Origin of the sequence: Bradyrhizobium manausense (assembly GCF_018131105.1) — a bacterium.
GTDB lineage: Bacteria > Pseudomonadota > Alphaproteobacteria > Rhizobiales > Xanthobacteraceae > Bradyrhizobium > Bradyrhizobium manausense_B.
Genome location: NZ_JAFCJI010000001.1, coordinates 792,603 through 819,473 on the forward strand (window position 1 = coordinate 792,603; position 26,871 = coordinate 819,473).

The 26,871-nt window shown below is 64.9% G+C and carries 25 protein-coding genes; 9 read left to right on the forward strand and 16 right to left on the reverse strand.

Going from position 1 to position 26,871, the window contains the following annotated elements; genetic code table 11:
• The first annotated feature begins 279 nt into the window (after nt 1-279).
• Complete coding sequence (locus JQ631_RS03675; RefSeq protein ID WP_212324108.1) at nt 280-825, forward strand: sigma-70 family RNA polymerase sigma factor; 546 nt, start codon at nt 280-282, stop codon at nt 823-825.
• A 2-nt stretch (nt 826-827) separates the two neighbouring features.
• Nucleotides 828-1,466, forward strand: a complete 639-nt coding sequence (locus JQ631_RS03680; protein WP_212324110.1) for an NrsF family protein — start codon at nt 828-830, stop codon at nt 1,464-1,466.
• On the opposite strand, the gene JQ631_RS03685 is transcribed toward JQ631_RS03680, so the two are convergent.
• Complete coding sequence (locus JQ631_RS03685; protein ID WP_212324112.1) at nt 1,463-2,563, reverse strand: DUF2336 domain-containing protein; 1,101 nt, start codon at nt 2,561-2,563, stop codon at nt 1,463-1,465. The genes JQ631_RS03680 and JQ631_RS03685 overlap by 4 nt on opposite strands.
• 63 nt (nt 2,564-2,626) lie before the next feature.
• Nucleotides 2,627-3,784, reverse strand: a complete 1,158-nt coding sequence (locus JQ631_RS03690; protein WP_212324115.1) for a GGDEF domain-containing protein — start codon at nt 3,782-3,784, stop codon at nt 2,627-2,629.
• Between the two features lie 440 nt (nt 3,785-4,224).
• On the opposite strand from JQ631_RS03690, the gene JQ631_RS03695 reads away from it, so the two are divergent.
• The 4 genes from JQ631_RS03695 (at nt 4,225) to JQ631_RS03710 (ending at nt 8,339) form a co-directional block, all read left to right on the forward strand.
• Nucleotides 4,225-4,794: a sigma-70 family RNA polymerase sigma factor gene (locus JQ631_RS03695; RefSeq protein WP_164938793.1), complete on the forward strand. Its 570-nt coding sequence runs from the start codon at nt 4,225-4,227 to the stop codon at nt 4,792-4,794.
• On the forward strand, nt 4,791-5,483 hold the full coding sequence (locus JQ631_RS03700; protein WP_212324117.1) for a hypothetical protein: 693 nt from the start codon (nt 4,791-4,793) through the stop codon (nt 5,481-5,483). The genes JQ631_RS03695 and JQ631_RS03700 overlap by 4 nt, the downstream gene beginning before the upstream one ends.
• Before the next feature lie 16 nt (nt 5,484-5,499).
• Nucleotides 5,500-7,185 (forward strand): S8 family serine peptidase, encoded by a 1,686-nt coding sequence (locus tag JQ631_RS03705; RefSeq protein WP_212324119.1) that lies wholly within the window; start codon nt 5,500-5,502, stop codon nt 7,183-7,185.
• Between the two features lie 479 nt (nt 7,186-7,664).
• Nucleotides 7,665-8,339: a TIGR03809 family protein gene (locus JQ631_RS03710; RefSeq protein WP_212324120.1), complete on the forward strand. Its 675-nt coding sequence runs from the start codon at nt 7,665-7,667 to the stop codon at nt 8,337-8,339.
• A gap of 21 nt (nt 8,340-8,360) precedes the next feature.
• On the opposite strand, the gene JQ631_RS03715 is transcribed toward JQ631_RS03710, so the two are convergent.
• The 13 genes from JQ631_RS03715 to JQ631_RS03775 all read right to left on the reverse strand — a co-directional run bounded on the left by JQ631_RS03715 (nt 8,361) and on the right by JQ631_RS03775 (nt 20,938).
• Nucleotides 8,361-9,731, reverse strand: a complete 1,371-nt coding sequence (locus JQ631_RS03715) for a TIGR03808 family TAT-translocated repetitive protein (RefSeq protein ID WP_212324122.1) — start codon at nt 9,729-9,731, stop codon at nt 8,361-8,363.
• Between the two features lie 94 nt (nt 9,732-9,825).
• Nucleotides 9,826-10,485: a pyroglutamyl-peptidase I gene (locus JQ631_RS03720; RefSeq protein WP_212324125.1), complete on the reverse strand. Its 660-nt coding sequence runs from the start codon at nt 10,483-10,485 to the stop codon at nt 9,826-9,828.
• Complete coding sequence (gene meaB, locus JQ631_RS03725; RefSeq protein ID WP_212324127.1) at nt 10,482-11,471, reverse strand: methylmalonyl Co-A mutase-associated GTPase MeaB; 990 nt, start codon at nt 11,469-11,471, stop codon at nt 10,482-10,484. The genes JQ631_RS03720 and meaB overlap by 4 nt, the downstream gene beginning before the upstream one ends.
• A gap of 40 nt (nt 11,472-11,511) precedes the next feature.
• Nucleotides 11,512-12,498, reverse strand: a complete 987-nt coding sequence (locus JQ631_RS03730) for a tripartite tricarboxylate transporter substrate binding protein (protein ID WP_212324128.1) — start codon at nt 12,496-12,498, stop codon at nt 11,512-11,514.
• A gap of 117 nt (nt 12,499-12,615) precedes the next feature.
• Nucleotides 12,616-13,377 carry an RsiV family protein gene (locus JQ631_RS03735; RefSeq protein ID WP_349644998.1) on the reverse strand — a complete coding sequence of 254 codons (762 nt, stop codon included), beginning with the start codon at nt 13,375-13,377 and terminating at the stop codon, nt 12,616-12,618.
• Between the two features lie 216 nt (nt 13,378-13,593).
• A complete protein-coding gene (scpA, locus tag JQ631_RS03740; protein WP_212328474.1) occupies nt 13,594-15,750 on the reverse strand; it encodes a methylmalonyl-CoA mutase in 2,157 nt (718 codons plus the stop codon).
• 16 nt (nt 15,751-15,766) lie between these two features.
• Nucleotides 15,767-16,231: a GFA family protein gene (locus JQ631_RS03745; RefSeq protein WP_212324130.1), complete on the reverse strand. Its 465-nt coding sequence runs from the start codon at nt 16,229-16,231 to the stop codon at nt 15,767-15,769.
• Entirely contained in the window at nt 16,228-18,102 is a 1,875-nt protein-coding gene (locus JQ631_RS03750; protein ID WP_212324131.1) for a methylmalonyl-CoA mutase subunit beta, read from the reverse strand. Before JQ631_RS03750 ends, JQ631_RS03745 begins: the two co-directional genes overlap by 4 nt.
• A gap of 80 nt (nt 18,103-18,182) precedes the next feature.
• The gene (gene folK / locus JQ631_RS03755) at nt 18,183-18,674 is read right to left on the reverse strand and encodes a 2-amino-4-hydroxy-6-hydroxymethyldihydropteridine diphosphokinase (protein WP_212328475.1); all 492 of its coding nucleotides are present in this window, start codon (nt 18,672-18,674) and stop codon (nt 18,183-18,185) included.
• The gene (gene folB / locus JQ631_RS03760; RefSeq protein ID WP_212324132.1) at nt 18,674-19,042 is read right to left on the reverse strand and encodes a dihydroneopterin aldolase; all 369 of its coding nucleotides are present in this window, start codon (nt 19,040-19,042) and stop codon (nt 18,674-18,676) included. The genes folK and folB overlap by 1 nt, the downstream gene beginning before the upstream one ends.
• Nucleotides 19,039-19,899 carry a dihydropteroate synthase gene (gene folP / locus JQ631_RS03765; RefSeq protein WP_212324133.1) on the reverse strand — a complete coding sequence of 287 codons (861 nt, stop codon included), beginning with the start codon at nt 19,897-19,899 and terminating at the stop codon, nt 19,039-19,041. Before folP ends, folB begins: the two co-directional genes overlap by 4 nt.
• A 242-nt stretch (nt 19,900-20,141) precedes the next feature.
• Entirely contained in the window at nt 20,142-20,549 is a 408-nt protein-coding gene (locus tag JQ631_RS03770) for a DUF4332 domain-containing protein (protein ID WP_212324134.1), read from the reverse strand.
• A gap of 26 nt (nt 20,550-20,575) precedes the next feature.
• Nucleotides 20,576-20,938, reverse strand: coding sequence for a DUF2267 domain-containing protein (locus JQ631_RS03775; protein ID WP_212324137.1), 363 nt, complete (start codon nt 20,936-20,938; stop codon nt 20,576-20,578).
• Between the two features lie 341 nt (nt 20,939-21,279).
• Here JQ631_RS03775 and JQ631_RS03780 point away from each other — a divergent pair, with 341 nt between their 5' ends.
• From JQ631_RS03780 to JQ631_RS03790, 3 genes are all read left to right on the forward strand, one after another.
• The gene (locus JQ631_RS03780) at nt 21,280-22,902 is read left to right on the forward strand and encodes a helicase HerA-like domain-containing protein (protein WP_212328476.1); all 1,623 of its coding nucleotides are present in this window, start codon (nt 21,280-21,282) and stop codon (nt 22,900-22,902) included.
• A gap of 142 nt (nt 22,903-23,044) precedes the next feature.
• The gene (locus JQ631_RS03785) at nt 23,045-24,373 is read left to right on the forward strand and encodes a glycosyltransferase family 87 protein (RefSeq protein WP_212324139.1); all 1,329 of its coding nucleotides are present in this window, start codon (nt 23,045-23,047) and stop codon (nt 24,371-24,373) included.
• A 43-nt stretch (nt 24,374-24,416) separates the two neighbouring features.
• Complete coding sequence (locus tag JQ631_RS03790) at nt 24,417-25,811, forward strand: M20/M25/M40 family metallo-hydrolase (RefSeq protein ID WP_212324141.1); 1,395 nt, start codon at nt 24,417-24,419, stop codon at nt 25,809-25,811.
• A 240-nt stretch (nt 25,812-26,051) separates the two neighbouring features.
• On the opposite strand, the gene JQ631_RS03795 is transcribed toward JQ631_RS03790, so the two are convergent.
• Nucleotides 26,052-26,831, reverse strand: coding sequence for a class II aldolase/adducin family protein (locus JQ631_RS03795; protein WP_212324143.1), 780 nt, complete (start codon nt 26,829-26,831; stop codon nt 26,052-26,054).
• Nucleotides 26,832-26,871: the final 40 nt, after the last annotated feature.

Consider the following 26,871-nt stretch of genomic DNA (forward strand, 5'->3'; position numbering starts at 1 on the left):
CCCCAATTCGCCCGTCCCGGGGGCGAACAGAGACCTCGCCGCATGACGACAGCGCGGCAAAATATGGGAATCTTCGGGCCACACCGGGCAAAACCGGGGCAAAGCGGTCCACCGCAGCGGCCGCCCGGATGCGGCAGGGACCGATCGGTGTTAAGAGCCCTGACGGAGTTCCTGCGGCTGCTTCGGGGCAGGTCGGGCATCGATCACGACTTCGTGATCTCGTGCGTCGCGGCGTAACAAATTGAAAGAGCGGCCGAATTGCAATGGTGAGGGGCGCGCGTGCGCGGACGTGAGGACGAATGGACCGGCCTGATGCGGTCGGCCATGGCGGGCGATGATGCGGCGTATCATCGTCTGTTGAAGGCGGTCACGCCGGTGCTGCGCGCTGCCGCGAGGCGCGGCCTGGCGCGTGCCGGGCAGCCTCCCGATCAGGCGGAGGATATCGTGCAGGAGATTTTGTTGGCGGTGCATCTGAAGCGGCACACATGGGATAGCGAAGCGCCCTTCGCCCCCTGGCTGTTCGCGATCGCGCGCAACAAGCTGATCGATGCGCTTCGCCGCCGCGGCCGGCGAGTCTTCGTCAACATCGACGATTTCGCCGAGACGCTGCCCGGAGAGACGCCACAGGAGACGGCATCGGCGGGCGAAGTCACTGCGCAGCTCAATGCGCTGCCGCAGCGCCAGCGCGACGTTTTGCAGTCGATCGCGGTGGACAGCACCTCGATCAAGGATACGGCGACGAAATTCTCGATGAGCGAAGGTGCGGTGCGGGTCGCGCTGCATCGGGGGCTTGCCGCCCTGACCGCCAAACTACGGGACCACTAGTCATGGACACCGATCAACTCATTCGTACGCTCGCGGCCGACAACGCTCATCGTGGCCCACGCGTCGGCGCGCTGCTGACCACGGGCCTTTTGGTTGCGGCGCCGTTGTCCATCTTGATCTTCGCGACGTTCCTGGGCGTGCGGTCGGACGTGATGAGCGCCATGCACAACCCGTTCTTCGACATGAAGTTCGCGGTCACGCTGTCGCTCGCGATCCCCGCGATCATCATCAGCCTGCATCTGTCGCGGCCCGAGGCTTTGATGCGCGGCTGGGCCTGGCTTCTGCTGTTGCCTGTTGGACTGCTCGCGGTCGCGATCGGCAGCGAGGCGATGATGGCGCCGGCGATGCCGATGACGATGCGGCTCGTCGGCAAGAATTCGCGGGCGTGCCTGTCGGCGATCCCCGCGATGTCGCTGCCGCTTCTTGCCGGCGCATTGTTCGGCCTGCGTCACGGTGCGCCGTCACGGCCTGCGCTCGCCGGTGCGCTCGCCGGCCTTTTGTCGGCCGGGCTCGCCGCCACGCTCTACGCCTCTCACTGCACGGATGACTCGCCGCTGTTCGTCGCGACCTGGTACACGATCGCGACCGCGGTCGTGACCGCGATCGGAGCGCTCGCAGGGTCGAAGGTCTTGCGGTACTAGGCCGCCGACGTCGTGTTCTGCATGCGTTGGAAGCGCAGCACCTGCTGGGCGGTGGAGCTGCGCAGGGCCTCGTAGGTATCGCGCAGCGCCAGCATGTCGGTCTGAGGACCGCCCGAGAGTTTTTCGCGCATGGCAATGATCGCGCGCACGCTCGACCATTGCATGCCGGCGACCTTGGCGAGGATCATCACGCCCTCGGTACGGCTCTCGATCATCATGTTCTCGGCGGTCTCGACAGAAACGCCAGCCAGAGCTGCGAGTCCGGCATTGGTCTCGTCGAACTTGCCCTGTTCGGCGAAAGCGGTGACCTGGAATTCGTTGAGACGGCCGTCGTCGTGGAGCGACTTCACCAGCGCACGTGCCATTTCGGTCTGCCGGCTCATGGCGGCGGCACGAACCCGCTGCGCCGCTTCCTGGACCACGCTCGACACTTCGTCGGCGAGTTCGGGATGGGCGGCTTCCAGCTTCCTGCGCACGCTGAGCGAGGCCTTGGCGACCAGCTTCAGATAATGATGGCGCGGCAGGTCGGGCCGCAGGCCGATGCAGGTGGCGAGATCGTCGTCGCGCTCGGCGCGGGTGACGAGGTCGGTGAAGCTGCCCTCGGAGAGCTTTGCACCGGGATTGCTGACGGTCGACTGCACCACGTCTTCATTGCCGCGCGTCACCAGCACGTCGGTCAGTGCCTCCGACAGCACCCGCCGCAGCGAGATCGCCTTGAGATGGGCCTGGCTCTTGCTGCGCGCGATCTCGATCAGGGTAGCTTCGTCGAGCCGCTCCGACTTGGAAAGCACGGGGCCGGCAACCTCGATGATGTCGTCGAGCGCCAGCGTGCGGATGATCTGTGGCGGGGCGGCTCCGATCGGCGCGAGCCGGTCGGCGAGCAATGCCTTCGCCGAAGTCTCGATCTGCTCGATCAGGCATTGGAAGACGTCGTCGAACACCCGGATATGGTCGTCGGAGTAATCCACTGCGTTGCCCACGAAGAGGTCGGTGACACGGCGCAGCGTTTCGACCCGGCGCGCGACGGTGCCGTGCGCAAGTGCCGACTGCAATTCGTCGAGGAGGTTCTCGGATGACTTAGCGGATTTGGATGTCATAGCCCTGTCCTGGAGCGTTCGGTCCGGCGGTGTGTTCTCACGTGCCGGCGGCAAATGGATTGGTCAACTCGTAGCAATGCGGTTGCGCCCTTGCGCTTTGGCGGAATACAGCGCGCTGTCGGCGCGCGCGAGAAACGTGTCGGCAGTATCGACGTCGCGCAGCGTCACGACGCCGGCGGAAATGGTCACGCTCATACCGGGCGAGAACGCGCTCCAGTCGAGCTCGGCGACGATGCTGCGCAGCCGGTCGAGCATGCGCGATGCAGCCCCGCTGGCGGTACTTGGGAGCAGCAGCAGAAATTCCTCGCCGCCATAGCGGCCGAAGCGGTCGTCGGGCCGGATGTTGGCGAAGATGGTGATGGCGAAGGTCCGAAGCACCTCGTCGCCCACGGGATGGCCGTAGGCGTCGTTGATCCGTTTGAACCAGTCGAGGTCGATCAGCGCGATGGCGCAAGGCGTATCCGCCTGCCGCGACTTTTCGATCTCTGCGTCGAGAAGCCGCATAATGCAGCGGCGGTTGTAGGAGCCGGTCAGCTCGTCAAGCTCGGCGAGCTCCTCGATGCGCTGATAGGCGACCTTCAGCTCGATGCTGCGCCGGTACAGGATTTTGCGCAGCGTGGCGCCGAACAGGCCGAGGAAGGCGCACTGGCCGATCACCAGCACGAAGCAGAGCATCGAAGCGATCCGCTGGAGCCGCGTCGCAACCGGCATGCCGATCGGCAGGTCGGAGCCGAGAAACACGGCCGCGAGCGCAAGGGTCGCGATCGCCCAGGTCAGCATCGCCTGGGCCGAGGTCATGCGCAGCGTGCCGAACGCGAAGATCAGGAAAAGCACGCTGATGAAGGCGAAGCCGATTGTGGGGACCGAAACCAGGAATATGAATTGCAGCGCCATATGCGCCGAGATCTGGAAGACCGTGAGATAATGGTCGGTGTGCTTGTCGCCGACGCCGGCCTCCGACATCACCACGAAGATGCCGATGATCATGAGGCCGCCGACCCAGAACAGCGACGGAACGTTGAGCTGGACGGCGCCGTCAAAGGCATAGAGCAGCAGCACGAAAGCGCCGAGCGAGTAGCTCGCGACCTGGCCGATATACATCTGCCGGCGCTGCCGGATCCGGCGCGCCAGCACCTCGGGCGCCGCTGCCTCGGGCGCGAGGGCGAGATCCGCGACTTCAGCGGCATTCCCTTCTGGAATGGACGTCGCGGCCGTACTCATGGTCCCGCCAATGGTGGATGTCAGCCGAAAAAATCTACGTGGCAAGCCTTTAGGTTTGGTATCCTTTTGCACCGAATCCCGGGGGACGCCGCGCGCGGGTGAGGGCTTCGTGCGGCGCGGAATTTGGCAGTCAGTTAGGCATCGCAGGCGATATCGCGGACCAAATCCGGCGCCGTGCGACATATGGTGCACAGGGCCGCGTCAGGGACCCGGCTCGATCGGGCCGTCTGTGCCGGCCAGCGGCAGTCCGTAAGAAAGTGTTACCGTATTATGTTACCGTTCTGGAGCGAAGTGGCCAACCGCCACGGGTGCGACAAGGAAACTGCGCGCATGTGGGGTAGTTCACACGGGTCCCCGTATGACTGCGGTAGGTTGAAGAATTTCACTCCTCCCGTCGAACCCTGCGCTGCATCGACCCGACCAATCTTGCGAGACGGGCTTTGAGCGTGACACAGGCGGCTACGGACGAAGTCCTCATCGCCAGGATCGCCCAGGGTGACCGGCTCGCCATGCAGGTGCTGTACGGGCGGCACCATGTCAGGGTGTACAGGTTCGGGCTAAGGCTCGTGCGGGACGAGCAGACGGCAGAAGACCTCATCAGCGAGGTGTTTCTCGACGTTTGGCGTCAGGCCGGCAAGTTCGAGGGCCGGTCCGCGGTTTCCACCTGGCTTTTGGCAATCACCCGATTCAAGGCCCTGTCTGCGCTTCGGCGCAGAAAGGATTTTGAGTTGGACGACGAAGCCGCCAACGCGATCGAGGATTCGTCCGACGATCCCGAAACGGTGGTGCAGAAGAAGGATACCAGTGAAGCGTTGCGGGAGTGTCTGACGGGCCTCTCGCCTGACCATCGGGAAATCGTCGACCTCGTCTACTACCACGAGAAGTCCGTGGAAGAGGTGGCCGAGATCGTCGGGATCCCGGAGAACACTGTAAAGACGCGCTTGTTTTATGCGCGCAAGAAATTGGCCGAACTGCTGAAGGCAGCCGGCATTGAGCGAGGCTGGCCATGATGGCGTTGAGCAAGAAGATGCTGGAGCAAGAGCCCAGTGAGATCGAGATGCTGCTGCCGTGGCACGCCGCCGGCACGCTAAACGCGCGCGATGCCCGCCGCGTCGAGGAAGCGCTCGCCAACGATCCGGAGCTTGCCAGGCAATATGCGGCTGTCCGCGGTGAATACGAAGAGACCATCCATCTGAACGAGAGCCTGGGCGCTCCGTCGGCGCGTGCGATGCAGAAGCTGTTCGCCGCGATCGACGCCGAGCCGGCGCGGGCGACCGGTTCGCTGCCGCTGTCGGCGCGCATCGCCACGTTCTTCGCCAGCCTGTCGCCGCGCGCGCTGGCCTGGTCGGCGAGCCTTGGCGCCATCGCGCTGCTGCTCCAGGCCGGCATCATCGGCGCCGTGCTGATGAAGACCCAGACTGCGACCTTCCAGACAGCATCGCTCTCGACCGGCGCGCCGATCACTCGCGAGCTCGGGGCGGCTGCGCCTTCGCGGGCGCTGGTGCGCTTCACGCCCGAGGCCCGCGTTGCCGACGTCACGGCGCTGCTCGACAGCTACCAGGCGTCGATCATCGGTGATGCCAAGGGCGGCATGTTCCGTCTCCAGTTCGACAAGGCGATGAGCCAGGACGAGCTGACCGCACTGCTCGGCAGGATGCAGCGCGAGAAGTTCGTCAACCTCGCCGTGGCGGCGCCTTAAACGCGCCTTCGCACCCATGACGCGCAAGTCCCAGAGTCAGTTGCGAGCCGGGGCCTATGTCTCGTCGGTTGGAGCCGCGCTCCTGCTGGCCGCCTGTCTCGACATCGAGGTGGCGCACGCCCAGGCGATCATGCGCACGCCCACGATCAGTGTTCCCTCGCGCACGCCAACGATCTCTCCAAATATCGCGGCCGGGGCGATGAGCGTCGACCACGCTGCCCGGGTCGTTCCCGCCATCCCGCATACGACTACGGCGCGGATCGGATCGACGCCGGTGCTGCCCTATGCGCATTACTCGCCAAACCTCTATCCGGCTTGCTCCGCGCCCTATCGCGACGCCGACGGCGAGTGCCTTGCACAGCCGAATGGAGGCGGCGACGGCTCCGGAAAGTCGGTCAAGAAAAGCGCCGGCAAGGGGCGGGGCAACACGACGCCGGTTGCGGTTACCTCGCGCACCTTCGCCAGCGAGTTTGTGGCCGAGATCGATGGCGCGCTGTCGCTGACCGAGGCCGACGAGCTTGCGCGGCGCCACGGATTGACGCGGATCTCCTCGGAAAACTTCCCGCTGATCGGGGCTACGGTCGGCCTGTTCCGCATCAGCGACGGCCGGCCCTATGAGACGGTGCGGCGCGAATTCGCCGCCGACGGCAGCGTTCGCTCGCTTCAGCCGAACTTCCGCTACGTCCTCCAGGACCAGAAGCCGGCGGTGCCGACCGAGGGAGATCCGGCGCAGTATGCGCTGTCGAAGCTGCGCCTGCCGCAGGCACACACCCTGGCGCACGGCGCCAATGTCACGGTCGCCGTGATCGATTCCGGTATCGACGCCAAGCATCCCGAACTTGCCAACTCCATTGCCGACGTATTCGACGCGCTCGGCAGCAGCGAGGGCGCCCATGTCCACGGCACCGGTATTGCGGGCGCCATCGTGGCGCATGCGAAGTTGATGGGCAGTGCGCCGGAAGCGCGCATCATCGCTATCAGGGCCTTTGGCGGCACCACCGGGGGCGCCGAGAGCTCGTCCTACATCATTCTGCGCTCGCTCAATTATGCCGCCGAGCACGGCGCCCAGATCGTCAATATGAGCTTTGCGGGTCCCAAGGACGCGGTGATCGAACGTGCGATTGCGGCCAGTGCCGAACGCGGCCTGGTGCTGATCGCTGCCGCCGGCAATGCGGGCGCGAAATCGCCGCCGCTCTATCCCGCCGCCAATCCCAACGTGATCGCGGTCAGCGCGACCGACCAGCAGGACAAGCTGTTCACGGCGTCGAACCGCGGCAATTACATCGCGCTGGCCGCGCCCGGCGTCGACATTTTCCTGCCGGCGCCTGACGGCAAATACCAGATGACGTCGGGTACCTCGTTCTCGGCGGCCTATGTCTCCGGCGTCGCGGCCTTGCTCCTCGAACGCAACTACGCCCTGAAGCCGGAAGCGCTGCGCATGACGCTGGCGAAGACCGCGCGCGATCTCGGTTCACCCGGGCGTGATGATCTCTATGGCGATGGCGAGGCCGACGCGTTTGCCGCGGTCATGGCCGTTCCGGTCGACAGCACGACGCCGGTCGCCGCTGCCGGTACAACTAAACGTGAAGATGCCGACAAGCGTCGCGACGACCCCGGCATCCGCGCGATCGAGCAGCCCTCGCTGTCGAGCGCGGGCGATAAATCCGCGATTTCTCAGGCGGATAGGCCCGCGGCACGCTAGCGCCTGCGACAACTTTGCGCGCAAGCCAAAGGTTAAAAAGTCGACCCCCGGTTTGAACGTTCAGCTTGCTGCCACGACCAATCTATGTGGGAGCGGTCATCCCTCCCCATCAGTCATATCAGGCGCGAGCGCCCATCCACCCCAAGCGCCCATATGGCTCGACCCGTCCGGTTGTCCCCCCGGACGGGTCTTTTCTTTTGGGCGTCCGATTTCTCGAAGCTTGATGCGAGATCAGCTGGCGGTTGAGCTGCAGGCGCGATCGCTGCCACGACTCGGCGCCGACACGCGGCAAGCCCGCTATGCTCATGCGAAGCTTGACTCGCAAACCCCTGAAATCTCCGCACGACTACGGAGTTTGGTGACGGGGGCCGTGTCGTTGCTGGACAAGTCAAAACTTTTCCACAAAATATTCACGTCGCGTCTAAATTGATTCGTGTGCGTTGCGTCGCGTCCGTATTTTTCTCATGACGGGCTGGTTCATGACACATCGCCAAGAGGTTGGCCAAGGCGCGGCCACCCGTGAAATTGCTGCGCGCTGGTGCGCTCTCGCCGAACAGCGGCTCGAACATCTTTCCGAAATGTTCGAGACCGGCCGCTGGCGGCGCTATCACTCCGAACTCGCATTTCTCGAAAACATCCAGGAAGCCAAGCGTGCGGTCCAGACCTGGCGCGCGCTTGCGAGTGGCGGGGACGTCGCCGCTGCCGCAGCCAGCGTAACCTCCGCATTCGGCTGGTCGCCCGCGACCATGCCGCGCGTGTTTCCACGCGAGCAGGCCCAGACCGTGCAGCCGAAGGCCGTGCACATCGCGCCCGAGACCGCCGTGCCGGTCGGGCTCGAGCCCAAGCCGGACGTGCTCGCCGAAATCGTCGAGGCTCCCATTGCTCCGCTCGCCCCGATTGCGCCGATCGATCCGCCTGCGCCGGTCGCTTCGATGCCGCCGCCGGCTCTGCCTGTGCGGGTCGCTCCGATTGTACGGGTCGCTCCAACTGAACGGGTCTCACCGGTCGCGCCGCTGGCGACGATCGCATCGTTCCTGCAGACCTTCACACCGCCTGCCGACGACATCGCCGCCACGCCCGAGCGCGTCGTCGAATTCACCTTCAGCCTCGACGGCATCGAGGCGAAGTACCCACTGTTGCGGAATGCGTTCTAGGCTGAAGGCGAGGCGTCCCGCCTACTGCCGCACCGCGTTGCCGCCGATCACCACCTGCGCAAAGCGCTGAGCGCCGTCGGCCGACAGATCGGCCGTTACCGCGCGCGCGTGGTCCAGGCCGACCACGGCGCCGCGCGGGGTTTCGGAGATCATGTTGTTGTTGACCAGCGCGGTGCCGGCGCCGGGCACCACGGAGATGCCCACGCCCGCGAGCGCCTTGCGGATCACATTGCCCGTGATCGCGACGTCGCGCAGATATTTGCCCCAGCCGGCGACGATGCCGTAGGACGGCGCGTTCTCGATCACATTGCCCGTCACCGACGTGTCGGCCTCGATATAGATGCCGACACCGGCGTCGTCGTCAGGCGCGGTCCCGATCGGCCGCTTCGGGATCAGATTGCGGATGATGTTGCCCTGGACCACCGCGATACGTCCGCCTTCGTTGAAATTGCAGACGGAGACGCCGACGGCAGCGCCATCGACCGTGTTGTTGGCGATCACCGCGGCCTCGAACGAAAACTCCGAATAGAGCGCGACTTCGCGCACGTCGCTGACGCTGTTGCCTGATATGTGGATGTTGGAGGCCGAGTTGCCGCGCACCGCGGAGTAATCGCAATTTTTGATGCGGTTGCCGCGCACGATCACGTTGCCGGCGCGGAACGCATTGATGGCGTTGCCGTACTGGCCGGAGCCGCCGGGGCCGGCCTTGATGTCCTCGATGCGGTTGTCGGTGACCAAGGTGCCGTCATCGCCCATCGCAGTGCGCAGGATCTCGATGCCGTTGTCGTTTGTGCCGACGATGGTGTTGCGGGACACGCTGAGGCCCTTGGCGTCGAACGAGACCACCGCGGTTACCGCGGTGTTTGTAAAAATGTTGCCGGAGATTTCGCCCGTGACCTGTTCGAGCCAGATGCCGCTGCCGCCGGACGCCGTGATCTCGCAATCGGCGATGCGGACGTCGCGCCCGCCAAGGACATGGATCAACCCGCGCCGAGTCGGCAGCGGAATGCCACCGCCGTCAAACGTGATGCCGGTGAGGCCGATTGAGTCGGAGCCATCGCTCTGGATTGCCGAAGCTCCGCCGGTGAAGACGAGTTTGGTCGCACCGCGCACGCCGATCAGCTGCGCGCCAGCAGGCAGCCGTAGCAAGCCGGTGCGATAGATGCCGGGCGGAAGTGCCAGCGGCATCTGCGCGCGCGAGGCTTCGTCGATAGCGCGCTGGAGTGCGCGGGTCTGGTCCTCGCTGCTGCCGGGGCGCACGCCATATGTGGTTGCATCGCGGCCGAGCAGGGACGTCAGCGGCGCCGCGCGTGCGGCCCCTGAGGGCATGGCGAGCGCGCCGGCGATGCCGGCGGTCGAAGCTCCGATGAGATGACGGCGATTGAGGTCCATGACGCGTCCTTCGGCGGACGCGGGGTGTCCGCGAGAGGTTAGGTAGCGCAGGGCGGACGGCGCCGTCGGGATTGTTCGCGGTAGGGTTAAATGTTTACCGCACAGGCCGCCTGTTCCGCACCTTCCTCGCCAAACCCGCCATCTCCATCAGCATGGCCTCGCCGGCATCCACCAGCTCCTCCAGCGTGATCCGTGGTGCACCCTTGCGCCGCACCGCGCCGCTGCGGGCAAGCAGCGGAATGTGGATGAATGCCGCCAGCGGCGGACCGCCGGCCCTGACGTTCTCGATCGCGCGCCAGCTCAGATAGTTGCAGAGATAAGCCCCGGCATCGCGCGAGGGCCGCGCATCGATACCCGTGAGGCGCGCGGCGCGCAGCAGCCTTGCCGTGTGCGGACCGAAGGTCATGGCGTCGGCGTGACCCGCGATTCCTCGTTTGCTCGAGCGGGTATTGGCGGCATCGGGCCACAGCATGGTGACGGCGTTGCGCGCGCGACTCTCGATGCGCAGGTACGGCGTGCGCGCGGCGAGGCCGAACATCAGCAGTGCGTCCGGTTTCACCTTCGCCAGCACCTCGGGCAATTGCCGGTCGACTGCAGCGTAGGTCACCGGAAAGATATGGCTCGATATCGCGACATCATCGAGCGCCGGACGGCGCAGTTGCGCCAGCCGCGCCACCAGTGGCTGGGTCGGATTATGCGGCGCCCCGGGAAACGGGCCGAAGCCGGTGAGGAGAATACGGACCTTGTCGCTCACTGCAGCAACTCCAGGATTTGCTCGGCGGCAAGCGCCGGGGTGAGATGGCCATGGGCCACTTCCGCCTCGATCTTCCTGACCTTGGTGCGAACCGAAGCCTCGCTGCGCAACCGCGCCAGCATGCGCTGCTCCAGCATCGACCACATCCATTTCACCTGCTGGTCGCGCCGCCGCGCGGCGAAATCACCGGATGCGTTCATCGCCGTGCGGTGATCCAGAACCTTCTGCCAGAGTTCGGCGATGCCGGTGCCGGCCAGCGCCGAATAGGTAACGACCGGCGGATGCCAGTGCTCCGATCGGGGTGCCAGAATATGCAGCGCGCCGCGATAGTCAGCCGCAGTGATGTTGGCGCGCTTGAGATTGTCGCCGTCGGCCTTGTTGATCGCGATCATGTCGGCGAGCTCGACCAGGCCTTTCTTGATGCCCTGCAATTCGTCACCACCGCCAGGTAGCATCAGCGCGAGAAAGAAGTCCGTCATGTCGCAGACCGCTGTCTCGGACTGGCCGATGCCGACTGTCTCGACCAGTACCACGTCGAAGCCGGCCGCCTCGCACAGCAGCATCGCCTCGCGCGTCTTGGCAGCGACGCCGCCGAGTGTGCCCGACGACGGCGAGGGACGGATGAAGGCGGCGTCCGACGCCGATAGCCGGGCCATCCGCGTCTTGTCGCCGAGGATCGAGCCGCCGCTGCGTGCCGAGGACGGATCGACCGCGAGCACCGCGACCTTGTTACCCTGCTCGATCAGATAGGTCCCGAGCGCATCGATGGTGGTGGATTTGCCGACGCCGGGCGAGCCGGTGATGCCGACGCGAACCGCCTTGCCGGTGTCGGGCAGCAGCATCTGCACCAGCTCGCGCGCCTGTGCCTGATGATCGCTGCGCCGGCTCTCCACCAGTGTGATGGCCCGCGCCAGCGCTGCACGGTGACCGGTGCGGAGATCGCGGGCGAGGGTGGTGATATCGAGCGAAGTCTTCTTCTCAGCCATGCCCTGCTTTACAACGCCCGGATGGGGCAGGCGAGGGCCCTCAGGCTTTGGCAAAACCGGCGGCCTTCATGGCCTGACCCATCTGGCGATCCGCCTGGTCCATGAAGGTCTCGAACTGGGCGGCATCGCGCCAGACGGTGCCAAAGCCGCGTCCGGTCATGAAGTCCTTGAACGCGGAGGAATCGTACACCTTCTTCAGGGCCGCGGTCAGCCTGGTCGCGATCTCGGGGGCGAGGCCCCTGGGGGCGGCGATGCCGCGCCACGAACTGGTGGAGTAGTCGACGCCGAGCGCCTCCTTCAGCGTCGGGACGTCTGGGAAGCTCGGATTGCGCGCATGCGCCATGATCGCGAGGCTCCGCGCCTGGCCGGCTTCGATGGTGGCGCGCGCCTCCGGCACCGAGCAGGTGGTGAGATCGAGGCTGCCCGCGACGAGATCCTGCATGGCGGGTGCTGCGCCATTCGACGGCGCCCACGCGACCTGGTTTGCCGGCAATCCCATCGCCTGCATCCAGCCGACGAGCGCGAGATGCCAGATGCCGCCTTGTCCGGTGCCCGAGGCCTTGAACCGACCCGGTGGTGCCAGCTTGATGGCATCCATCAGCTCCTTCGCCGTCCTGTAGGGCGAAGACGTGGCGACCTGGATGCCCGGCGGGTCTTCGTTCATCAGTGCCAGCGGCGTGAAGTTTCTCGGCGTCAGCTGCGTCAGCGCCTGCCAATGCAGCATCGCGATCTCCACGGTCAGCATGCCGATGGTGTAACCGTCAGGCGCTGCGGCTGCGATCTCGGCATGGCCAGTGGTGCCGGATCCGCCGGTGCGATTGACGACGTTGAACGGCTGGCCGAGCTCCTTCTGCAGCAGCGTCGCGACGATGCGCGCGGTTGCATCCGAGCCGCCACCCGCACCCCAGGGCACGATCAAGGTCACCGGACGCGCCGGATAGGCTTGGGCGTGCGCAGCCGCGAACAGTGCAGATGTGGCCGCAGCCACAGAAGAAGCCGCGAAATTGCGGCGCGTGATTCCTGACATCAATGATCCCGGCATCGCCCTCGGGAATCGGGCTCGTATCAATGCAAGATGCTACGCAGCTTTGCCCGGATGTCGCAAGCGGCCACCCCGCGGCACTGTGAGCAACGGATTCCCTCCCTATTGCGGCTCCTCAGCGTCGCCCTTGGGCCGTGTGCCGCCGAAGATGCGGACGCCCTCCGGCGTGAGATAGGGCTTCAACGTCTCCCACGGAACGAACGCGACATATTGGCCTTCGGCGTAGGGACCGACGGCATAGGGCGGGTAGTGGAAGGTAAGGCCGGAACTCTTGCCGGTCTCGGTCGACGGTGCGAGCGTCACCGCGCCGATCTTGAGCAGGTTCGGCTCAACGCCCTTGAACCACTCATTGGTGGCGGTCTCGCTGCTGTCGCGCTTCTTCTTCTCGCTTTTCAGCGATGCGATGATGGCCTTCACCATCGCCTTCATGGTCGGGCCGTTGTCGGCGGTCTCGGCGAAGAACGGCCGGATCGAGACCCGCTTGTTCTCGAACTTGTCCCACAACACCGTGTTCACGTCCGAATTGGGATGCGCGCCATGGGTGTCCATGTAGTCGTCGCGCAGCACGCTGACATAGCGGTCGGCAACGATGGAGCGGATCGAATATTTGCGCTCGAAATCCCAGCCGCCGTCCTTGAAGAATTGCGGATCCTCTTTGCGGGCGGCAGCCGCGTCGGTTGCGTTCTTGTCGAGCCACTTCTTGCCCTCGGCGATGCAATCCGCGGCGAGCGCCGCGTCGGCCTTGATCTTGTCGTCGAGGAAGACGCGGGCCTCGATGTTTCTGTTCTTGATGAGTGCATCGGGTTTGGGATCGGCGGCGAGGGAGGGGGAGACGAGGGCGACCGTCGCGACAGCGGACAGAATAGCAAGCCATCCGGCCGGCACATTTGCACGATGATATGTCACTTCAATATCCATCAATTCTGCATCCGACCGCCGTCGCGGCGCTCGGATGTCTGCATGAGCGTAATGACCGCAGGATGAACCGGCGCAGAACGTGCGGCGCGAACACTGGGACGTGATGATTGGTCGCGGCAGCGCGCCCGCGGGTTTGATGCCGGCGGCCGAACGGCGGCGGAACTACTCCGCCGCCTCGCTGTGCCCGAGCCTGGCGTTCAGCTTGCGGATCAGCTCTTCGGCCGCATCGGCGATCACGGTGCCCGGCGGGAAGATGGCTTCGGCGCCGGCCGCATAGAGCGCGTCGTAATCCTGCGGCGGCACCACGCCGCCGACGATGATCATGATGTCCTCGCGGCCCTGCTTCTTCAGCGCGGCCTTCAATTCCGGCACGGCGGTGAGGTGGGCGGCGGCCAGCGAGGAGACGCCGAGAATGTGAACGTCGTTCTCGACCGCCTGCCGCGCCGCTTCGTCGGCGGTGGCAAACAGCGGCCCGATGTCGACGTCGAAGCCGATATCGGCAAACGCGGAGGCGATCACCTTCTGGCCGCGGTCATGGCCGTCCTGGCCGATCTTGGCGACCAGAATGCGCGGGCGGCGGCCCTCGGCCTCCTCGAAGGCGTCGATCAGCGCCTGAACCTTCTCGACCTGGTTGCCCATGCTGGACGCCTCCCGCTTGTAGACGCCGGTGATGGATTTGATCTCGGCGCGGTGCCGGCCGAACACCTTCTCCATCGCGTCCGAAATCTCGCCGACGGTCGCCTTGGCCCGCGCCGCGTCGATCGCGAGCGCAAGCAGATTGCCGTTGCCTTCGCCAGCCGAGCGCGTCAGCGCAGCGAGCGCGGCATCGACGTCCTTCTGGCTGCGCTCGGATTTCAACCGCGTCAGCTTGTCGATCTGCAAGCGGCGGACATTGGTGTTATCGACCTTGAGAATGTCGATGGCCGCTTCGTCCGATGGCTTGTATTTGTTGACGCCGATCACCGCCTGCTTGCCGGCATCGATGCGGGCCTGCGTCTTCGCCGAGGCCTCCTCGATGCGCAGCTTCGGCACGCCGGCCTCGATGGCCTTGGCCATGCCGCCGAGCTCCTCGACCTCCTGGATGTGGCTCCAGGCTTTTGCGGCGAGGTCGCGCGTCAGCCGCTCCACATAATACGATCCGCCCCAGGGATCGATGATGCGGGTGGTGCCGCTCTCCTGCTGCAGGAACAGCTGGGTATTGCGGGCGATGCGCGCCGAGAAATCCGTCGGCAGCGCCAGGGCCTCGTCGAGCGCGTTGGTGTGCAGCGATTGGGTGTGGCCTTGCGTCGCCGCCATGGCTTCGACTGTCGTCCGCATGACGTTGTTGAACACATCCTGCGCGGTCAGCGACCAGCCAGAGGTCTGGCTATGCGTGCGCAGCGACAGCGAGCGCGGGTCTTTCGGGTTGAACGGCTTCAGGAGCTTCGCCCAGAGCAGGCGCGCGGCGCGTAGCTTGGCGACCTCCATGAAGAAGTTCATGCCGATCGCCCAGAAGAACGACAGCCGCGGCGCGAAGCGGTCAACGTCGAGGCCTGCGGCAAGTCCGGCGCGCAAATATTCGACGCCGTCGGCGAGCGTATAGGCGAGCTCGAGATCCTGCGTCGCGCCGGCCTCCTGCATGTGATAGCCGGAGATCGAGATCGAATTGTACTTCGGCATCCGCGTCGAAGTGTAGGCGAAGATGTCCGAGATGATCCGCATCGAGGGCGCGGGCGGATAGATGTAGGTGTTGCGCACCATGAACTCTTTCAGAATGTCGTTCTGAATGGTGCCCGACAGCTTTTCCGGCGCAACGCCCTGTTCGCCGGCAGCGGCGACATAGAGCGCGAGGATCGGCAGCACCGCGCCGTTCATGGTCATCGACACGCTCATCTGGTCGAGCGGAATGCCGGCAAACAACGTGCGCATGTCGTAGATGGAATCGATCGCGACACCGGCCATGCCGACGTCGCCGCCGACGCGCGGATGATCGCTGTCATAGCCGCGATGGGTGGCGAGATCGAAGGCGACCGAGAGGCCCTTCTGCCCGGCTGCCAGGTTACGGCGATAGAACGCGTTGGAATCTTCCGCCGTGGAGAAGCCCGCATATTGCCTGACGGTCCAGGGCTGGTTGACATACATGGTCGGATAGGGGCCGCGGAGGAACGGCGCGATGCCCGGATAGGTCTCCAGGAAATCGAGCCCTGCCAGATCAGCCTCGCCATAGGCGGGCTTCACCAGAATGCCTTCGGGCGTCAGCCAAGGCTCGGCGAGGCCTGACGGCGCGGCGGTGGCAGTCCGTTCGAAGGCGACATCGGCGAAATTGGGAATGCGGCTCATGGCTTCAACCATATCCTCAATCGTGATCCGGATGCTGGTGGCTGACAATGGTCGCCATCTTCTCCGGTCCGTAGTTCTGCTGCGTAGTCTGGCTCGGCAGGTTGGAGATGCCGATCACCCAGCCGAGGCGAGACTCGCTTCCGTATTGCCGCGTCGGCACCAGGCGGTCGGGCCGGTCGAAGGCGCCGGTCATGATCTCGATCCGGTCGCCGTCGATGCGGCCAAAACTCAGCGGCGTGCCGCAGGCGGCGCAATAGCCGCGGTCGGCGATCGTGGAGGAGCGGAAGAACGACGGCTGCCCCTTGGTCCATGCGAAATCCGTGCGGTTGATGTCGGCAAAGGAGGCGAACGGCGCGCCGCTCGCCTTCTGGCACATCCGGCAATGGCAGATCGAAACCCGGTTAGGGGTTGCCGAAATCGCAAAGCGCACTGCACCGCATTGGCAGCCGCCGGTGAGAACGGGTTTGCTGGCGTCGGTCATGCCTGTTCCATCCGCAAATAGGCGTCTCGAAGCGTGGCGAGTGCATCGCCGCCGGCAAACACAAAGCCAACGACGCCGGCCGCCCGCAGGGCCGCCTCGGCCTCAGCCGGACGGCCTGCCAGATAGATATGTCGCGCGCCCGCCGTTTGCAGGGCCTTTGCTGCCGCCTCGGCCTGTTCCGCATAGACCTTGTCGCTGGAACAAAGGCAGGCGAGCGCAGCACCGGAAGCCCTGAGGGCCGCGGCGAGCTTGGCGGGATCGGCAAAACCTTCGCTGTCGAGGGCCTGAATGCCGCCTGCTTCGAAGAAGCTCTTGGCAAAGGTCGCGCGCGCGGTGAAATCCGCGGGCGTGCCGAGATTGGCCAGGAACACGCTCGGCCGTGTGCCGCGTGTTTTCAATGCCGCATCGGATTTGTCGCGCAGCGCTTCGAATGGCGCGGCCATACGCATCGGCGCCAGCGCGTCGAACTTGCACTTCGGTTCGCCCGCGGGCGGCAGCGCGACCGGCTTCACATCCAGCACGGTGGCATCGGCCTCGTGCAGGTTTGGAAACTCGCTGGCGCCGGTCAGCACGTCGCGGCGCTTTGCGATGTTGGCCTCTCGCGCCTTGCGCGTGCCCGCGACCTTGCTTTGGAACAGGCCCTGCTCGAGTGCGGCGAAGGAGCCGCCAGCTTTCTCGCTCTCCTGGAACAATGCCCAGGCCGCCGCGCACAGTTCCGACGTCAGCGTCTCGATGCCGCCGGAGCCTGCTGCGGGATCGCTGACCTTGGCGAGGTTACTCTCCTCCAGCAGCAGGAGCTGCGTGTTGCGTGCCACGCGCCGCGCAAAGGGATCAGGCAGCCCGCGCGCCAGCGTGTGCGGCAGCACGGTGATCGCATTCGCTCCGGCGAGGCAGGCTGCGAATGTTGCGATCGTCGCGCGCAGCATATTCACGTAAGGATCGCGCTGCGTCAGCATGCGCCAGGCGGTTTCCGCGGCGATGAAAGCCGGCTGAGGTGTGAGGCCGCAGGCCTGCTCGACGCGGGCCCATAGCTGCCGCAATGCGCGGAACTTGGCCATGCCCAGGAATTGATCGGCGTCGGCGCAGAGCCGGAATGAAATCGCTCCTCGCGCGACATCGAGATCGATGCCGCCGCGCTCGAGCATGCGCAGATAGGCCGCACCGAGCGACAGCGCGAACGCCAGCTCCTGGGCCTCGGAACCGCCGGCATCGTGCACGGGGCGGCCATCGGCGAGCACGAACGGGCCTTTGAAGCCGCGCCCGATCAGACCCGACACGATGCGCGCGAAGGGCGCTTCGTACTCCGACCAAGGAACAAGCGCAGCGCCGCGCACGGCGAACGTGCTCAGGGCCTGGTAGTTGAAGCGAACGTCGATCCTGGCCGGGTCGAGCTTCCTGGCCTCGACCATCTCGGCGAACAGCGTGCCGGCGTCCTGGCGGCCGGCCACCGGGTTGAGCGAGACCGCAACGCCGGCGTCGAGGAATACACCGTCGAACAATCGCTCCAGCGTCGCCGGGTTTGCATCGATGATACCGAAGCCACGCGCGCCGGGGCCGCCCGCGAACTCGACCTCAAGGCCGGTGGCGCCGTTCTCCAGATCCAGCAGGGCCTGCGCATTTGCCGTGGCCACATCGGGATGATCGATCCGCTGCATGATCTGCCACGGCGCGGCTGCCGCTCGCCCCGTCACCAGCGCAGCCCCCTTGGCGCGCGGGTAGAGCGGCTCGATCCTGAGACCATCATAGGTCTTGCCGACCAGCTTCTCGAATGGCGCGCCCTTCAGCACGACGTCGACCAGCTTGCGCCAGTCCGCGTCTGTCGCCTTGGGAAAATCCGCCGCCAGCGGCAGATTGTCAGTCACAGAGGTCATACGGCCAAGGGCTCCCAACGTATCGACATTCGCAGGCGAAATTGCCACGCCGGAGCGACCCTGCAAACGGTTGTTTTTGGTTAACCGGTATCCGAAAGCCGCTCAATGCCTTGCGTCGAGACGCTGGCGAGGCCGTCACGCACACGAATGCCTGAGATCACGCGGTCCGGTGCGATTTCGGCCAGCGGCACCAGCACGAAGGCGCGCTCGAACAGCCGCGGATGCGGCAGGGTCAGGTCGGGCTTCTCGAACGACACATCGTCATAGGCGATCATGTCGAGATCGAGCGTGCGCGGGCCCCAGCGTCGATCCTTGTCCCGGGTGCGGCCGAATTTCTGCTCGACTTTCTGCATCACGAACAATAGCGCGTGCGGATCGAGGTCAGTCTCGATCTCGACGCAAGCGTTGATGAAGGGATCCTGGTCCTCGTCGCCCCAGGGCGGCGTGCTGTAGTCCGACGAGCGCGCGACCACCGCGGCCTGCGCCATGCCGCAGATATGGGCGACGGCCTTGTTGAATGTCGCGCGGACATCGCCGACATTGCCGCCGAGTGCGATCAGCACGCTCGCCATCATGGGTGCCGCGAGCGGGTCAGCATGATGCCGACGTCGTCGAAGATCGCAGCGATTGGCGCATGCGGCTTGTGCACGGTGATCTTCACGGCGCGGATGCGCGGGAAGTGCGCCAGGATGGCGTCGGCCACCGCACCCGCTGCGCGCTCAAGAAGCTTGTAGTTGGTGTTCTTGAACGCCGCCGTCGTGGTCGCCACCACGTCGGCATAGGAGACGGTATCCATGAGCCGGTCGCTGCGCGAGGGCTCCGACAAATCGGTGTAGAGCTCGAGGTCAATGACGAAGCGTTGGCCGACTGCCGTTTCGTGATCCATCACGCCATGGCGGGCATGGATCGACAGGCCGGTGACGAAGATCGTATCGGTCATTGCTTGCCCTCGATTGCGTTGGCGACCCGCAAGGCCTGCAAGGTCTCGGCGACGTCATGGGTCCGGATGATCTTGGCGCCCTTTTGAGCCGCGATCAGATGTGCGGCGATCGAACCGGCAAGCCGCCCCGACGGCTCCGACGGCGACACCGAGGCGATGAAGCGCTTGCGCGATGCGCCGACCAGGACGGGCAGGCCGAACATGTCGAGCTCGCGTAGCCGCGCCAGCGCGATCAGGCTCTGCTCGGCGGTCTTGCCGAAGCCGATGCCGGGATCCAGCACGATTTTATCACGCGCGATACCGGCCTTCGCGGCAATGTCGAGCGAGCGCAGAAAGAACGCCTTGATGTCAGCGACGATGTCGATGGCGGAATCGATGCTGTCGCGGTTATGCATGACGATGACGGGGACGCCTTTCGCGGCGACCAGCGGCGCTATGTCGGGGTCGCGCTGCAATCCCCAGACATCGTTGGCGATGGCGACGCCCTGGTCGAGCGCGAAGGCCACGACCTTCGCCTTCATGCTATCGATCGACACCGGCACGCCGAGTTCCACGACGCCTGCCAGTACCGGCTTCAGACGGGCCAGTTCGCCTTCTGCGGTGACCGGCTGGGCGCCTTTGTAGGGACGGGTGGATTCGGCGCCGATATCGATGATGTCGGCGCCATCGGCGATCATCGCCCGCGCCCGCGCCAGCGCCCGGTCCGGCGCGATGAAATCGCCGCCGTCGGAGAAGGAGTCCGGGGTGACGTTGAGCACGCCCATCACCGCCGGCAGAGGCCGTTCCAGCAGCGTCCGCAGCGCATCTAGCCCGGCCGAGCCGGCCGGCGGGACGGATGGGGAGGGCGAGGCATTCATGCGGCCCGCTTTGCGCGGTCGGGCAGGGGGAGTCAAGACGGGATTGGCGGCAGCGTCGTGCCCCGGCGTTGCCGATGTTGCGACAACCTCGTGCGTCAATCTCGGCCGTCGTCCCGGCGAACGCCGGGACCCATAACCCCAGGGAGAAGTTTGGCGAAGATTTGTCGTTCGGTACTGCGACCTTCGACGATCGATAGATTCCGCGGTATGGGCACCGGCGTTCGCCGGGACGACAGAACGCCCTAATACGTAATCTTCGGCGGCAGCTTCTTGGCCTTGGCGATGATATCGCCGACCGACTTCTCGGAAGGAAGGATGCGGACGAGCTTCTTCCGGTCGTTGGCCTCGCGCATGCTCTGCGCCAGTCTCGCCGGATTCCGATAGGCGAGCTCCCGCACGGTGGTGACGCCGGCGGCGCGGACGAGGCCGACCTTGGCACGGCCCATGCCGGGAATGCGCATGTAGTCGGAGACGTTGGCCCACTCCAGGAGCTGCTGCTCGCTGATGCCGGTCTTGGCCGAGAGCGCCTTGCGGCCCTTGGCGGTGCTCGCGGCTTCCAGCAGTGCGTCAGTCGTGCGGATGCCATGCGCCTTCAGCTTGTTGGCGGCAAAGGCAGGCAGGCCCTCAATCTCGGAGATCGGATATGTCATGATACTCGGTATGAAATGCGACAGCTTCAGGCGAACTGGCTGAGGCCCGGCGTGCCCGCGATGATCTTGCCCATCTGATCAGCTCCGATTTTGTCTCGACCAAAGCGAAAAAGTTCACGGGCCACGTTCTGGATTTCGGACATGCCGAGCCCAAGGCCCATCAGGCGCGTGCCGACGGCCATCAGCCCGCCGCCTATCAGCCGCGACAGTCCGCCGCTCCTGGATGCTTCGATCACCCCTTCTGCACCGGGGATCTGGTCGATCAGGGCCTGCACGCTGTCGGACGGACCTTCGCTGCGAAGGAAGCCCAGGATAATGCCGACGGTCTTTTCAGCCACAGCACTATCTATGCTGGCGTTTGTCGCCAGGCGCCCGATCAGCTCGTCCATATTGACCCGCCCCTCAGCCGGTTGCACGCCGGAGTATTATTTCGAAAAACGATCTTGAGCCGGTGTGATGTGAAATACAAGCGATGAACGCACGCAACGTTCCGATTCATTCCCGAAGGCGCGAAAAGTGTTGCAGCGATGCAAGAGCGGAGAAGAAATTCATGAGAAATTGCCGCGGTGCGAATGCATCACTCCGACTTTTGGCGCATGCGGCGCGCACATTCTCCGACAATGTCGCATGTCGAGGGCGTCTTGAACGGTTTCAATCGACTTGCGACATGCGTTAAACTACGGAACTGGTGGGCTTGTATTTCAATACGCGAAACTAACGAGAGAGCATGATGGCGGCGCAGGACAACAAGCTCGGCGATACCGACGACAAGATCTTCGTCGGCAAGGGAGACGAGCAGGCCTGGCTGACGCTGGCGCTCGCAAATCGCCATGGCCTCGTCACAGGTGCGACCGGCACCGGCAAGACGGTCACGCTGCAAGTGATGGCGGAAGGATTTGCGCGGGCCGGCGTTCCGGTGTTCGCCGCCGACATCAAGGGCGATCTCTCGGGCATTTCGCAGGTTGGAGAGGCAAAGGATTTCATCGTCAAGCGCGCGACCGAGCTGGGGCTGAATTTCCAGCCCGACCAGTTCTCGACGGTGTTCTGGGACGTGTTCGGCGAGCAGGGCCATCCGGTGCGGGCCACCGTCACCGAGATGGGGCCGTTGCTGCTGGCGCGCATGCTCGATCTCAACGACGTGCAGGAAGGCGTGCTCAACGTCGCCTTCCGCGTCGCGGACGACAACGGCCTTACTCTGATCGACATGAAGGATCTGCGGGCATTGCTCGATGCCATCGTGCCCGATAGCGGCAAGAAGGGACCGGACGCGGAGGAGGATCCGCTCGCGCCGATCCGCAAGGCCGCCCAGGGTTTTGGCAACGTCACCAAAGCCACCGTCGGCACCATCCAGCGCCAGCTTCTGGTGCTGGAGAACCAGGGCGGCACCAAATTCTTCGGCGAGCCGGCGCTGACCTTGAAGGACTTCATGAAGACCGACCGCGACGGCCGCGGCATGGTCAACATTCTCGTCGCCGACAAGCTGATGCAGAGCCCACGGCTTTACGCGACATTCCTGCTGTGGATGCTGTCAGAGCTGTTCGAGGAATTGCCCGAGGTCGGCGACCTGCCCAAGCCCAAGCTGGTGTTCTTCTTCGATGAGGCGCATCTGTTGTTCACCGATGCGCCCAAGGCACTGATGGACAAGATCGAGCAGGTGGTCCGTCTGATCCGCTCCAAGGGCGTCGGCGTCTATTTCGTCACGCAGAACCCGGTCGACGTGCCCGACCGCGTGCTCGGGCAGATGGGCAACCGGGTGCAGCATGCGTTGCGCGCCTTCACTCCGCGCGACCAGAAGGCGGTCGCCGCGGCCGCCCAGACCTTCCGGCCCAACCCGAAGCTCGACACCGCCAAGGTGATCATGGAGCTCGGCAAGGGCGAGGCGCTGGTGTCGTTCCTCGAAGGCAACGGCACGCCGGCGATGGTCGAGCGGGTGCTGATCCGCCCGCCCTCGGCCCGTATCGGGCCGATCACGCCGGAGGAGCGCAAGGCGATCATGGATGCGAGCCCGGTGAAGGGTAAATACGACACCGCTGTTGATTCCGAGTCCGCCTACGAAATCCTCCAGAAGCGCATTGCGGGCACCGCGGCGCCGGCTGACGGTCAGGCCGGGGCAAGCGGCGGCGGCATCCTCGGCCAGATCGGCTCGATCGTCGGCACCATCTTCGGCACCAATACCGGGCGTAACCGGCTGACGACGGGACAGCGCATTGCGCGCGACGTCACGCGCACGGTGACCGGCAAGGTGGTCGGCGGTGTCGCGGCCGATCTCGGCAAGTCGGTCGGCGGCCAACTCGGCGGCTCGGTCGGCCGCGCGCTCGTTCGTGGCGCGTTGGGCGGATTGCTGCGAAGGTAGGGCAGCCACCCCCGTTTGAGGCCATTCTCCTCGGCCCCGGGGCGCCGCGACCGGTCCCGGGTCAGGCACAAATTCGGTCGAAGGGGACTCTCCAAGCGTCTGTCGGTCTGCTACGTGCTGTCTGTTTCCAACGGGACATCATGTGACACCCTCGAATCCATCAGATAAACCTCGCGCGTTGCGCCTGCCGTCCCTGCGCGCGCCGCTCGATCTGCTCTTCCTGGTCTGCTGCGTCATCCTCACCGCCGATGTCCTCGGTCCCGAGATTTTCGGCCGCGGCAAGACGAAGGACTACGCGCTGTGGTACTGGGCCGGGCAGCAGGTGCTGCATGGCGGCTGGCTCTATCCCAGCGACATCCATCACCAGTTCGAGTTCATCTATCCGCCGTTGCCGGCCATCCTGCTGGCGATCCCGAGTTGGTTCGGCAAAATCCCGCTCTACCTCGTGCTGTCGATCCTGAACGTGGTGGCGTGGTGGTGCACGGGCACTCTCTCCAATGCGATGACCGGCTCGGACCGCAAGCCCGGTCCCTGGCTCGAAGCGCTGCCGGCGCTCGTCACCGTGACCTTCGTGTTCGACATGTTCGATCTCGGCCAGCCGAACCTCGTTCTGCTCGCGATGATGCTCTACGGGTTCTGGTGCCTTCTGCACCAGCGGTCGTGGTTCGCAGGCTTCATGTTCGCGCTCGCCACCGGCATCAAGGTGTTTCCGATCGCCGTACTGCCTTATCTGGTCTGGCGCAGGCAGTGGGCGGCGGTTGTCAGCATGCTCGCCTTCATCGGCATCCTGCTTTATGTCGTGCCGGCCCCGATCCGTGGCTTCGAACGCAACGCCGCCGAGCTCAAGACCTGGTACCAGGGCATGGTCGGTTCGAGCTCGGAAAAGGGCTTTGGCCAGCGCGATGCGCAGAACTGGTCGTGGGTCAACCAGTCCATCATTGCCGTGACGCACCGGCTGGTCCGGCCGATCAACTATAATCAGGAGGATCCCGGCAAGCCCGTGCGCACGATGAATGTCATCGACGTCGACTACAAGACGGCGAACTGGATCGTGCTCGTGGTATCGGGGCTGCTCGGGCTCGGCTTCGTTGCGGTCATGCCGCGACAGGCGCGACGAACGCCACGATCGGATGCGGAAGAGCTCGGCATCCTGTTCTGCCTGATGACGGTGGCTTCGCCGCTGGCGCGACAATATTATTTTATGTGGCTGTTCGTGCCGTTCACGGTGCTGATGCATCGGGCCGCCTTCGATGCGAGGCCGAGGGTGCGGCTGGGAACCTGGCTTACGCTCGGCGTTGCCGGCATCATCATGCTGCTGTCGCTGCCGTGGTTTCCCACCGCCATCCAGGCCTGGGGCAACAACCTCGTCGCCACCGCGATCCTTGCAGTTTGCCTTGGCTGGCACATCCGGCATCCGCCTGATGCGGCTAGCTCCAACGTCGCGACAGGGCTAAAACGCAAGACCGCTTGAAACTCAAGCCATCTTGAGACTCGAAAAGTCAGGGAATCCGACCATGGCCAACGCGCAGCTTCAATCCGTGCTCGACCACATCGACAAGGACTTCGACAACAGCCTCGAGCGCCTGTTCTCGCTGTTGCGGATCAAGTCGATCTCCGCCGATCCGGCCTTCGCCGCCGATTGCAAGGCGGCGGCCGAGCATCTCGCCAAGGACATCGCAAGCCTCGGCGTTGCGACCGAGGTAAGGCCGACCGCGGGCCATCCCGCCATCGTCGGCAAGACCGGCGCGGGCGGACGGCCGCATGTGATCTTCTACGGCCATTACGACGTGCAGCCGGTCGATCCGGAAAGTCTCTGGCACCGTCCGCCGTTCGAGCCCGTCGTCACCGATCATGCCGACGGCCGCAAGATCATCGTCGCGCGCGGCGCCGAGGACGACAAGGGCCAGGTGATGACCTTCGTCGAAGCCTGCCGCGCCTGGAAGAAGGTGACGGGCTCGCTGCCGATCGACGTCACCTTCCTAATCGAAGGCGAGGAGGAGGTCGGCTCCAAGAACTTCGTGCCCTTCATCGAAGCCAACAAGAACGAGTTCAAAGCGGACTATGTGCTGGTCTGCGACACCGGCATGTGGGACCGCAACACCCCGGCGATCACGACGTCGCTGCGCGGTCTGCTCTATGAAGAGCTGAAGATCACTGCGGCCAATCGCGACCTGCATTCGGGCGTATTCGGCGGCAGCGCGATGAATCCGATCCGGGTGCTGACGAAGATCCTGGGCGGCCTGTTCGACGACGATAACCGCATCACCATCCCCGGCTTCTATGACGGCGTGAAAGATCTGCCGCCCGATATTCTGGAGCAGTGGAAGAAGCTCAACCTGACGCCGGAGATGTTCCTGAAGCCGATCGGGCTGTCGATCCCGGCCGGCGAGAAGGGGCGCCTGCTGATCGAGCAGGCCTCCTCGCGCCCGACCTGCGACGTCAACGGCATCTGGGGCGGCTATATCGGCGAAGGCTCAAAGACGGTGATCCCCTCGCATGCCTCGGCAAAAGTCTCGTTCCGCCTGGTGGAGGGACAGGACCCGCAAAAGATTCGTAAAGCCTTCCGCGACTACGTCACGGCGCGGCTGCCGGGCGATTGCAAGGTCGAGTTCGGCGATCATTCTGCCGCGCCCGCGGTCGCGCTCGACTGGAACATGAAGCCGCTTGCCGCAGCCAGCAAGGCGCTGGCGGAGGAATGGGGCAAGGAGACCGTGCTGATGGGCTCCGGTGCCTCAATCCCAATCGTCGCCGACTTCAAGCGCACGCTGGGGCTGGACTCGCTGTTGGTCGGCTTCGGCCTCGACGACGACAACATCCATTCGCCGAACGAGAAGTACGATCTGCGCAGCTTCCAGAAGGGTATCCGTTCCTGGGCCCGCATTCTCGCCGCGCTGGCAGACGTGAAGTAGCGGCCCCGCTCTATCCCCGTCATTGCGTAGCGAAGCAATCCAGACTGCCCCCGCAGAAATAGTATGGATTGCTTCGTCGCCAGCGCAAAATTGCTCCGCAATTTTGTCGCGGGCTCCTCGCAATGACGGACGTGGCGAGACCGCCGCCTCAAATAAAAACGCCGCCCGGAATTGGGCGGCGTTTCATTCCGAAACGTGTAGAGGTAGGTGGCGCCTAGCCTACACGAAACCGGCAAAATCTCAAGACCGGTAGCCCGGAAGCTCGCGGTCGAGCTTGCGCAGCAGCGGCGGCCAGACGAGGTTGGTCGCGCGCAACTCGGCGCGGTCGCGATTGGCGAGCAGCTCGGTGTTCTTCTCGATCGCGATCTCCTCGACCGGATAGACCGGCGTGCCCAGCGCGCGGGTGCGCACCTGCATCGAGCAGGCGCGCTCGAGGTGGTACATGCGCTCGAAGGCGGAGGCGACCGAGCGGCCGACGGTCAGCGTGCCGTGGTTGCGCAGCAGCATGTGATTGTGGTCGCCGAGGTCCTTCTGCAGCCGCGGCCGCTCGTCGTGATCGAGCGCGATGCCTTCATAGTCGTGATAGGCGAGATCGTGGGTGACGAGCTGCGCGGTCTGGTTCAGCGGCAGCAGGCCTTCGGCGCTGCTCGACACCGCGGTGCCGTCGAGGGTGTGGAGATGCAGCACGCAGATGGCATCCTCACGCACCTCGTGGATCGCGGAATGGATGGTGAAGCCGGCCGGGTTGATGCTGTACTCGCTCTCCGAGAGCTGGTTGCCGTGCAGATCGACCTTGACCAGGCTCGAGGCCGTGATCTCGTCGAACATCAGCCCATAGGGGTTGATCAGGAAATGATGGTCGGGGCCGGGCACGCGCGCGGAGATATGGGTGTCGACCAGATCATCCCAGCCGTACAGCGAGACGAGGCGATAGCAGGCGGCGAGATTGACCCGTTGCTGCCACTCGGCCTCCGTCATGTCGGACGGCACTTCCTTCAGGCGGGCTTCCGCTGGTGACATGGCAAATCTCCGAACCTCGTTGTTGCGGGAAGGGAGCCTA

Excerpts from the sequence above, each read along its gene's own strand:
- JQ631_RS03770 (WP_212324134.1), bottom strand. The coding sequence starts at position 20,549 with ATGACATATCCGATCTCCGAGATTGAGGGCCTGCCTGCCTTTGCCGCC.
- JQ631_RS03730 (WP_212324128.1), bottom strand. The coding sequence starts at position 12,498 with ATGTCAGGAATCACGCGCCGCAATTTCGCGGCTTCTTCTGTGGCTGCG.
- JQ631_RS03685 (WP_212324112.1), bottom strand. The coding sequence starts at position 2,563 with ATGACATCCAAATCCGCTAAGTCATCCGAGAACCTCCTCGACGAATTG.
- meaB (WP_212324127.1), bottom strand. The coding sequence starts at position 11,471 with ATGGCTGAGAAGAAGACTTCGCTCGATATCACCACCCTCGCCCGCGAT.
- JQ631_RS03750 (WP_212324131.1), bottom strand. The coding sequence starts at position 18,102 with ATGACCTCTGTGACTGACAATCTGCCGCTGGCGGCGGATTTTCCCAAG.
- JQ631_RS03700 (WP_212324117.1), top strand. The coding sequence starts at position 4,791 with ATGATGGCGTTGAGCAAGAAGATGCTGGAGCAAGAGCCCAGTGAGATC.
- scpA (WP_212328474.1), bottom strand. The coding sequence starts at position 15,750 with ATGAGCCGCATTCCCAATTTCGCCGATGTCGCCTTCGAACGGACTGCC.
- JQ631_RS03795 (WP_212324143.1), bottom strand. The coding sequence starts at position 26,831 with ATGTCACCAGCGGAAGCCCGCCTGAAGGAAGTGCCGTCCGACATGACG.
- JQ631_RS03710 (WP_212324120.1), top strand. The coding sequence starts at position 7,665 with ATGACACATCGCCAAGAGGTTGGCCAAGGCGCGGCCACCCGTGAAATT.
- JQ631_RS03775 (WP_212324137.1), bottom strand. The coding sequence starts at position 20,938 with ATGGACGAGCTGATCGGGCGCCTGGCGACAAACGCCAGCATAGATAGT.
- JQ631_RS03690 (WP_212324115.1), bottom strand. The coding sequence starts at position 3,784 with ATGAGTACGGCCGCGACGTCCATTCCAGAAGGGAATGCCGCTGAAGTC.
- JQ631_RS03790 (WP_212324141.1), top strand. The coding sequence starts at position 24,417 with ATGGCCAACGCGCAGCTTCAATCCGTGCTCGACCACATCGACAAGGAC.
- JQ631_RS03745 (WP_212324130.1), bottom strand. The coding sequence starts at position 16,231 with ATGACCGACGCCAGCAAACCCGTTCTCACCGGCGGCTGCCAATGCGGT.
- folK (WP_212328475.1), bottom strand. The coding sequence starts at position 18,674 with ATGGCGAGCGTGCTGATCGCACTCGGCGGCAATGTCGGCGATGTCCGC.
- JQ631_RS03715 (WP_212324122.1), bottom strand. The coding sequence starts at position 9,731 with ATGGACCTCAATCGCCGTCATCTCATCGGAGCTTCGACCGCCGGCATC.
- folB (WP_212324132.1), bottom strand. The coding sequence starts at position 19,042 with ATGACCGATACGATCTTCGTCACCGGCCTGTCGATCCATGCCCGCCAT.
- JQ631_RS03680 (WP_212324110.1), top strand. The coding sequence starts at position 828 with ATGGACACCGATCAACTCATTCGTACGCTCGCGGCCGACAACGCTCAT.
- folP (WP_212324133.1), bottom strand. The coding sequence starts at position 19,899 with ATGAATGCCTCGCCCTCCCCATCCGTCCCGCCGGCCGGCTCGGCCGGG.
- JQ631_RS03705 (WP_212324119.1), top strand. The coding sequence starts at position 5,500 with ATGACGCGCAAGTCCCAGAGTCAGTTGCGAGCCGGGGCCTATGTCTCG.
- JQ631_RS03780 (WP_212328476.1), top strand. The coding sequence starts at position 21,280 with ATGGCGGCGCAGGACAACAAGCTCGGCGATACCGACGACAAGATCTTC.